The organism is Anabaena sp. CCY 9613 (assembly GCF_963920895.1).
In the GTDB taxonomy this organism is placed as follows: Bacteria; Cyanobacteriota; Cyanobacteriia; order Cyanobacteriales; family Nostocaceae; genus Cyanocohniella.
The window spans coordinates 38,895-46,843 of the sequence record NZ_CAWUDE010000027.1 but is presented as its reverse complement, the minus strand read 5'-3'; the positions used below and the strand labels follow the sequence as shown (position 1 = coordinate 46,843).

At 42.7% G+C, this 7,949-nt stretch carries 10 protein-coding genes; 4 read left to right on the top strand and 6 right to left on the bottom strand.

The features are described from left to right. Together ACM0OT_RS22480 and msrA are read left to right on the top strand one after the other, a co-directional pair. Window positions 1–812: ribokinase (locus tag ACM0OT_RS22480; RefSeq protein WP_414566604.1), on the top strand; the 812-nt coding region annotated here is incomplete at its 5' end. A 212-nt stretch (window positions 813–1,024) separates the two neighbouring features. After that, window positions 1,025–1,690 (top strand): peptide-methionine (S)-S-oxide reductase MsrA, encoded by a 666-nt coding sequence (gene msrA, locus ACM0OT_RS22475; protein WP_414566603.1) that lies wholly within the window; start codon window positions 1,025–1,027, stop codon window positions 1,688–1,690. Between the two features lie 106 nt (window positions 1,691–1,796). On the opposite strand, the gene ACM0OT_RS22470 is transcribed toward msrA, so the two are convergent. From ACM0OT_RS22470 to psbH, 4 genes are all read right to left on the bottom strand, one after another. Continuing rightward, complete coding sequence (locus tag ACM0OT_RS22470) at window positions 1,797–2,969, bottom strand: serine/threonine protein kinase (RefSeq protein WP_414566602.1); 1,173 nt, start codon at window positions 2,967–2,969, stop codon at window positions 1,797–1,799. A gap of 135 nt (window positions 2,970–3,104) precedes the next feature. Continuing rightward, entirely contained in the window at window positions 3,105–3,746 is a 642-nt protein-coding gene (gene pth / locus ACM0OT_RS22465; RefSeq protein WP_414566601.1) for an aminoacyl-tRNA hydrolase, read from the bottom strand. 33 nt (window positions 3,747–3,779) lie between these two features. Beyond that, window positions 3,780–4,052 (bottom strand): TatA/E family twin arginine-targeting protein translocase, encoded by a 273-nt coding sequence (locus ACM0OT_RS22460; protein WP_414544630.1) that lies wholly within the window; start codon window positions 4,050–4,052, stop codon window positions 3,780–3,782. Window positions 4,053–4,223: 171 nt separating this feature from the next. Further along, a complete protein-coding gene (psbH, locus tag ACM0OT_RS22455; RefSeq protein ID WP_414544629.1) occupies window positions 4,224–4,427 on the bottom strand; it encodes a photosystem II reaction center phosphoprotein PsbH in 204 nt (67 codons plus the stop codon). Between the two features lie 85 nt (window positions 4,428–4,512). On the opposite strand from psbH, the gene psbN reads away from it, so the two are divergent. Continuing rightward, complete coding sequence (psbN, locus tag ACM0OT_RS22450) at window positions 4,513–4,644, top strand: photosystem II reaction center protein PsbN (RefSeq protein ID WP_414544628.1); 132 nt, start codon at window positions 4,513–4,515, stop codon at window positions 4,642–4,644. A gap of 120 nt (window positions 4,645–4,764) precedes the next feature. Here the strand turns inward: psbN and ilvC are convergent, their stop codons facing one another. After that, window positions 4,765–5,760, bottom strand: a complete 996-nt coding sequence (gene ilvC / locus ACM0OT_RS22445) for a ketol-acid reductoisomerase (protein WP_414544627.1) — start codon at window positions 5,758–5,760, stop codon at window positions 4,765–4,767. A gap of 80 nt (window positions 5,761–5,840) precedes the next feature. Then, a complete protein-coding gene (locus ACM0OT_RS22440; RefSeq protein WP_414566606.1) occupies window positions 5,841–6,710 on the bottom strand; it encodes an aldo/keto reductase in 870 nt (289 codons plus the stop codon). A gap of 175 nt (window positions 6,711–6,885) precedes the next feature. Here ACM0OT_RS22440 and ACM0OT_RS22435 point away from each other — a divergent pair, with 175 nt between their 5' ends. Continuing rightward, window positions 6,886–7,797 (top strand): DUF4349 domain-containing protein, encoded by a 912-nt coding sequence (locus ACM0OT_RS22435; protein ID WP_414566600.1) that lies wholly within the window; start codon window positions 6,886–6,888, stop codon window positions 7,795–7,797. Window positions 7,798–7,949 lie beyond the last annotated feature (152 nt).

Genomic DNA, 7,949 nt, shown 5'->3' with positions numbered 1-7,949 from the left:
TTTCATCCACCACCTACAAGGATGGTGGTTTTCAGCTTCCCGCTATTTTTTATAATTTTGGTGCAGAACTTGTCCAGAATTTGCAAGTTGCTGGTGTGCAGACAGATAATATTTTCATCGATGAAACCGTAAGTTCTGGAGTTGCCATCATTACCATAGATCATGCTGGTGAAAATCACATTGTGGTAATTCCCGGTGCAAATGGACGTGTCAATCAAGAAGATATAAAACGATTAACTCATTTATTACCAACAGCTACAGCATTACTTTTACAATTAGAAATTCCCCTGAATACCGTAGTAGCAGCAGCCCAAGCCGCAAAAGAGGCCAATATCCAGGTAATTTTAGACCCCGCACCCGCACAAGCGAATTTACCCGATGAACTTTATCCATTAGTGGACATTATTACACCCAATGAAGTAGAAGCAGGGCAATTGGTAGGTTTTACTGTCGATGATGAGGAATCGGCAATCAAAGCAGCTAAAGTTTTATTACAACGAGGTGTGAATTGTGCCGTCGTCAAATTAGGTGCAAAAGGTGTGATTTGTGCCACTGAGGAGGCAACATTTTTTGTCCCAGCTTTTCCCGTTCATACCGTTGATACTGTTGCGGCTGGTGATGCTTTCAATGGTGGTTTAGCCGCAGCACTGTTTACAGGACTTTCTTTACATCAGTCAGTTGTTTGGGGTGCAGCTGCAGGTGCTTTAGCAGCAACAAAGCTAGGCGCACAAACTTCGTTACCTGATAGGCTGGCGTTTGATTCTTTCCTGAAGGTAAGAGGAGTAGAGAATAAATTTGGCGTTGCAGAATAGAAATATGAATTAGTGCGATCGCTTATTTTCTCATACAGGTGTTAGTGCAGCTCACCGTAGGTATCGCTCTTGAGAAGATTTTGGGCGCTACTTTGGGACTGATAACGAAAAAATATTGGGGATAATTTCATCAAAAGTAGCAAAACTCAATCTGGGTGGTTCACAATGTTAAGTAAGGTAAAGATGTTTATCAAAAATTAGAGTAAAAACCAATGGGACTATTTGGATTTGGCAAAAAACTGGTAATTCCTACCCCCCAAGAAGCTTTACCAGGCAGGGCAAAGACTATGCCCGTACCGGATTCACACTATGTGAATAAAAATCCCCTGAAAGCTCCTTTTCCTGAGGGATTGGAAACAGCAATATTTGGTTTGGGTTGTTTTTGGGGTGCAGAACGCAAATTCTGGCAATTACCGGGAGTTTACACTACCGCGGTAGGTTATGCGGCTGGTTTTACACCCAACCCTACTTATGAAGAAGTTTGTAGTGGCTTAACTGGTCACAATGAAGTTGTTTTGGTGGTGTTTGACCCCAAAGAAATTAGTTACTCCCAATTACTGAAAGTTTTTTGGGAAAGCCATAACCCCACACAAGGAATGCGCCAAGGTAACGACACCGGTACTCAATATCGGTCGGGAATTTACGTATACTCGGAAACTCAAAAGCAGCTAGCAGAGGCGTCAAGAGATGCTTATCAGCCAGCCCTTAACAAAGCAGGGTATGGGAAAATTACCACAGAAATCATCGATGCACCTGAGTTTTACTACGCTGAAGCGTATCATCAGCAATACCTAACCAAAAATCCCAATGGCTATTGTGGCTTAGGTGGGACAAATGTTGCTTGTCCTGTGGGTGTAGTGGAATCTCAAATTAGCTAGAGAATACGGAAATTAAAAACCTCACCCCTAACCCCTCTCTTTGCTTGCTAAGGCGAGGGGGGATTGGGAATAAAATTTCATAAACCTCTTTTCTAGCCTCTAGCCTCTAAAGCACAGATTTAAGAAACATAAACGCCCCTATCCACAACATCATACTAATAGGCGCACCAATCAAAACACCTGCGATCGCCCAGCCGCGTTGATGAGCTTTAAATTGCTCAATACTTCGCCACTTGCGACTTCTCCAAGCCCATTCATTGCCTTTTGTACCCAAGGCGATGGCCATTATCCAACCGATCTGTGGTACAAAACAAAATAATCCGTACCACACATTATTTGTCCATAACCACAACCAAGGCAATAAAAAAGCTCCCCAATTCCAGCCTTGAATTTCTTCAGGTACGGTTTGTGTGAGATTATTTATCCCACAACCAGAATTATTAACGATTTCTGGGGTTTTAGGTTTGGCTACCAGACCAGATTTAAGAGCATTCATCGCTTGACTTGCACTGGTGAAGCGTTGTTCTGGTGCAGGTTCTATCAACTTTTGTAGCCAGAGAATAAAACTAGGACTCAAATTCACCCGGTCAGTAAATTGTAGCCGCAAATCTTGTTGAGGCAATTCAGCCGGGGGAACCCCTGTTAACAAATGAATCAAAGTTGTTCCCAGTCCATAGATATCTGAAGCGGGAACAGCGCGACCACCAAACTGTTCCATTGGTGCATAACCATAAGTCCCCACAACAGTAAAAGTAACGCCCTCTTTAGCAGCTTTATCTTGAACTGCACCAAAATCCACCAAATAAATATGGTTATCTTCACCCCAGATTAAATTACTCGGTTTAATATCCCGATGTAACACCCCTGGATTCAAACCATGCAAATATATTAAAATCTTTAAAACTTCCACAGCAATTTTTTTAGCTTGCTTTTCGCTAAACCTGTTGCTGAGATTGAGTTTTTCTTTGAGTGATTCCCCAGGGATGTATTCTTGTACTAAGCCAAACCAAAGTGTGCGGTCATCAATGCAAAAATAATCAAGATACCGGGGAATGCGAGGATGATTCAGCTGTTTGAGAATCTGTGCTTCCCGTTCAAAGAGTTTGAGGTCATCCCACTGGACAGTACCGCCAAAAGCCAGGAGTTTAACCACAACTAGTGATGCTGTCCCCTCAGTAGCTTGTAAATCTGTTGCTAGCCAAGTTTGGCGAATCCCATTATTACCAAGTTCGCGCTGGATTTGATAACGGTGGTTTAATATCTGATCTGCTTGCAGCATTTGACACCTGCTGGCAATTTACGCTAGGGTGATTCACTTACTATTCCAGGATAGTCGCTAATTGTCGAAGATGTGGCAAGAACGAAAGCAATGGGATTTTTGACTAGGGAGGCAAAATGCCTACCCTACAACTAATCAAGGTTGAGAAAGGTCAACAGTGAGGCTATTACAACGATTCATCGCCTTTTCTACTCCTTGCTTGAGGCTAAATTCCACGCACTCAACAACAAACTGAAGTACCAAAGACATTAATTGTGTTTCCGTCGCCGAAAATCTTCCTAAAACATGAGAGATAGACTCAGAATTATCGCTATCACTGCTATTTTTGGGTTTACCAATGCCGATGCGTAAACGCGGGAAGTTTTGGGTACTAAGATGAGCGATCGCACTCTTCATCCCATTATGTCCCCCAGCGGAACCCGACAAACGCAGGCGAGTCTTTCCCAAGGGCAAATCCATATCATCATAAATTATCAGCACCGACTCAGGCGGCAATTTATACCAGCTAGTCACCGCTTGTATTGACTGTCCAGAGCGATTCATATAAGTCAATGGCTTCAGCAAGCGGATTTTACCTCCACCTAGCGCCATTCCTTCACCGTATTCCCCTTGAAATTTGCGATGTTCCGCCACCGGAATTTTCCATGCGCGAGCAAGTGCATCTACAGCAGCAAAGCCAATATTATGGCGAGTTTGATCATATTTAGGTTCTGGGTTCCCCAACCCGACAATTAGTTGAGGAATCACCAGAGATGGTTTCGTTACAGCTTCTGTCATTTTGTCCACAATCAATCAATTCGCAGCACTTCCCTAAGTAACTGGGGAAGAACCAGCAGTATCCTGCTCAGAGTTCGCTGCTTCGATTTGCTTGGGTTCAATTTCCGCAGAAGTTTTCATCACCTGTTCTATTTGTTCAGCTTCCCGTTTAAATTCGCTTTGAAATTCATTAGAAGCTTCTTGAAAACCACGAATTGCTTTACCAACACTACGACCAATTTCTGGCAACTTCTTGGGGCCAAAGATTAATAGAGCCACTATCATAATCAGACCCATTTCTGGCAGACCGATACCAAATATATTCATGTGGTTGCTCCTATAAAGACAAAATGCAGGTAAAGCTAGGGATACTTACCTCATCTATACCATGCTTACTTAATCCAGGACTAGCCTTCTTTAGTATAAAACGTAGAAAAAAACCCGGACAAGCCGGGTAGAGGTTCGCTGATTACGCAAGCTACAATGCTATGTATTCAGTTAGCCGCCTAAACTCTGCCAATCAACCAATACATCCTGAATCAACAGTGACTTATTGTAAACTTGCAGGATAATTAGCAGAAATACGAAAAATAGAGCCATAAAAACGCCCATTACAGGGGTTGTACCCCAGCCAGGAGCAACTTTACCATACTCAGAATTTAGTGGTTTGAGGATATCTCCCAACCTAGTCCGTTGTGCCATAGTTCACCTAAGATCAGTTGCCAAAGCTTTTTTTAATCTTCTGTAATATTCTATAAGAATAGCACTCATAATTTATTCCTAATTTATGGAACCCGCAATAGTTCTTAGTATTTCCGTCGCTGTCGCCTTAGTTGGCATCACTGGTTTTGCAATTTATACTTCCTTTGGCCCCCCAAGTAAGCAATTAGCAGACCCTTTTGAAGACCACGAAGATTAAAGATGGGGAGCAGGGGGGACAAGGAGACAAGGGGAAAAATTTTTGGCTAATATCAAAACCTGTTATTTTTTATCTTTTATCTTCCCCATGCCTCTCATCTCCCCAGTCCCTCCCTAGTCTCTAAACTTTCTTCAACCAGCTAAACATAGCCCGTAAATCTTTGCCGACTTCTTCAATGGGATGTTCTGCTTCTTGGCGACGCATAGCGGTAAATCCTGGTTTACCAGATTGATTTTCTAAAACGAACTCCCTGGCAAATTGACCAGATTGAATTTCGCTGAGAATTTTCCGCATTTCAGCTTTGGTTGTGTCGTTGACAATGCGAGGGCCACGGGTGTAGTCACCATATTCAGCAGTATTGGAAATGCTGTCACGCATTGTGGCTAAACCACCTTCGACAACTAAGTCAACAATCAATTTGACTTCGTGGAGACATTCAAAATAAGCTAATTCTGGTTGATAACCTGCTTCAACTAAGGTTTCAAATCCAGCTTTAATTAAGGCACTTAAACCACCGCATAATACAGCTTGTTCGCCAAACAAATCAGTTTCGGTTTCTTCGCGGAAACTGGTTTCTAGAATGCCAGCACGGGTACCACCGATACCTCTTGCGTATGCCATCGCGCGATCGCGTGCTTTTCCCGTAGCATCTTGGTAAACGGCAAACAATGCTGGTACACCTTGCCCTTGTTCATAAGTCCGGCGTACTAGGTGTCCTGGCCCCTTGGGTGCTACCATCACCACGTCTACGTTATCTGGTGGTACGACTTGCCCAAAGTGAATATTAAACCCGTGGGCAAAAGCTAATACGTTACCTTCTTGCAGATTTGGTTCAATTTCATGTTTGTAAACTGCTTTTTGGACTTCATCAGGTAATAAAATCATGATGAAATCGGCAGCCTTAGCTGCATCGGCAACACTTTTAACAGTTAACCCAGCGGCTTCAGCTTTTCCTGCTGACTTGCTACCCGGATACAGTCCCACGATCACATTCAAGCCACTATCTTTAAGATTAAGGGCGTGGGCATGACCTTGGGAACCATAGCCAATAATGGCAATAGTTTTTCCAGCCAAAAGGTCTAAATTGGCATCTTCGTCATAATACATCCGGGCCATATGCATCTCCTGTCAGCAAGCATCGTCATTAAATTAGCAGGCTTTTGATTTTACCTTAAAAGGGTAAGGTGTGGAGAGTATCAAGAAGTTGCCTGGTCAATTTTTTGCACTTCTGCCGACGATAGTTTAACATCAACAGCACGTACGGAGTCTTCAATACTGGAGCTTTTGCTAGCACCAGGAATAGGTAAAATACAAGGCGACTTGGAACGCAACCATGCCAAGACAATACAGTATAACGATACGCCTTTTTCTTGAGCTAATTGAGCGATCGCCTGAATATCTGGCAAGTTTTGATGGCGACGACCACCACCAAAGGGACTCCACGGTAAAAAGGTTAATTTTTCTTGTTCACAATATTGCAATACGCCGTCTATTTCTGGTTGTCGTTCCCAAGGGCTGTATTGGTTTTGCACAGATACAATGTCAACTACATCTTGTGCTTGCTTGATTTGTTCGACGGAAAAGTTAGAAACTCCCACAAACCGAATCAAACCCTCTGCTACGGCTTCCTTGGCTGGTGTCAAAGATTCTTTAATAGTGTAATCGGTATCTGGGGAATGGTATTGCCAAAGATCAATGGGTTTTTCACCACCCAAAGCCGCAAAACTTTCACGAATTGTTTGCCGCAAATGTTCTGAGTTCCCGTTGCGTGTCCAGCTACCATCAGGACGCATTAAACCGCCTTTGGTGGCTACAATCACTTGGCTGACATCACCTTTGTAACTGGCAATTGCTTTGTGAATTAGGCGTTCGTTATGGTGCTTATCTGACTCATCTTTGCAGTAAGAATCAGCAGTATCAATAAATGTAATGCCTAGGTCTAAAGCCCGGTGAATTACTGAGATGGATTGCGATTCCGGCGGGCGATCATAAATTGACATCGGCATCCCACCCAAGCCAATTGCACTGACAGATACACCTGTGTTTCCTAGTTGTTTGGTTTCCATGCTTCTCGCTTTAGTTTGCAGCACCATTACTTATTTATTAGCGGGTCACAGGGGTTTTGACAATTCATCTTTGGCCAGGTTTGATAGTTCTTTTGTTACATAAATGGCAACAATCACAAATTTAAGTTAGACCTCCGCGATACTGAGATTAACTTCATCTATCTGGGGGTAGATTATGCAGAAATCAATGCGATTGCCAAGAAAATCGGTCTTAGTTTTCAGCGCCTTATTCGGAGGCGTAATATTTACCAGTTGTGCGGCTGTACAACCATCATTAAATCAAGAATTATCTCAAAGCGATCGCCTGGCTAATGAAGCACCAGCAGCTGCGATGAATGAAAGTATGCCCATCTCATCACAGGCCGAAACTGCACCTATACCTTCCCGTGGGCGTCCTCAATTGATTAAAAAGGCAGCCATGACTGTGATTGTGGACTCCGTAAGTCAGAGTATTGATGCTGTTTCCCAAGTTATTAATCAAAACCAAGGGGACTTAATCGGGTTAAATGAACGTCAACCCACACAGGATAATGCCCGTCATGTTGCATCTATGACGCTGCGAGTCCCGCAAAATTCACTAGAAACAACCTTACAAGCATTAGCTAAATTAGGCACAGTTAATAATCGTAATATTACAGCAGAAGATGTAGGCGATCGCCTGGTAGATTTTCAAGCTAGATTAACTAACTTCAGGAAAACAGAGGCTAATTTACAAAAAATTATGGATCGGGCGGGTTCTATCAAAGATGTGCTAAGTGTTTCTCAAGAACTAAGTAACGTCCGACAATCCATAGAACAAATTGATGCCCAATTGAAAAGCTTACAAAATCAAGTTGCCTACTCCACCATTACCCTAAACCTAGAAGCAGCCGTATCTACTACTAGTCCACAACCAGCCTTGGGTTCCCAAATTCAGGAAACTTGGAATCAATCTACCAACTCTTTAGGTTTGTTTACTGTGAGCTTACTTAAGTTGGGTATTTGGTTCTTGGTTTACAGTCCCTTATGGTTAATTGTGGCTGCTGGTATTTATGGCTGGATTCGTTGGCGGCGAACACAAACTCCAAAACCAGCCCAGTCTGAATAGCCATAGCAAAGAACAGGGAAAGTTCTCTGTTCTTTTAAATTAAGACCCAATATTTCCAAGTTGTTTAACATTCATTTCAATTTATAGTTGATTATTTACCAGAAATCACCATAAACCACATTGTGTGTCTCAAGTTTGTACTAATTAACACG

What these genes read in the sequence shown, in the direction of transcription:
- msrA (WP_414566603.1), top strand. Translation starts at nt 1,025, where the DNA reads ATGGGACTATTTGGATTTGGCAAAAAACTGGTAATTCCTACCCCCCAA.
- ACM0OT_RS22470 (WP_414566602.1), bottom strand. Translation starts at nt 2,969, where the DNA reads ATGCTGCAAGCAGATCAGATATTAAACCACCGTTATCAAATCCAGCGC.
- pth (WP_414566601.1), bottom strand. Translation starts at nt 3,746, where the DNA reads ATGACAGAAGCTGTAACGAAACCATCTCTGGTGATTCCTCAACTAATT.
- ACM0OT_RS22460 (WP_414544630.1), bottom strand. Translation starts at nt 4,052, where the DNA reads ATGAATATATTTGGTATCGGTCTGCCAGAAATGGGTCTGATTATGATA.
- psbH (WP_414544629.1), bottom strand. Translation starts at nt 4,427, where the DNA reads ATGGCACAACGGACTAGGTTGGGAGATATCCTCAAACCACTAAATTCT.
- psbN (WP_414544628.1), top strand. Translation starts at nt 4,513, where the DNA reads ATGGAACCCGCAATAGTTCTTAGTATTTCCGTCGCTGTCGCCTTAGTT.
- ilvC (WP_414544627.1), bottom strand. Translation starts at nt 5,760, where the DNA reads ATGGCCCGGATGTATTATGACGAAGATGCCAATTTAGACCTTTTGGCT.
- ACM0OT_RS22440 (WP_414566606.1), bottom strand. Translation starts at nt 6,710, where the DNA reads ATGGAAACCAAACAACTAGGAAACACAGGTGTATCTGTCAGTGCAATT.
- ACM0OT_RS22435 (WP_414566600.1), top strand. Translation starts at nt 6,886, where the DNA reads ATGCAGAAATCAATGCGATTGCCAAGAAAATCGGTCTTAGTTTTCAGC.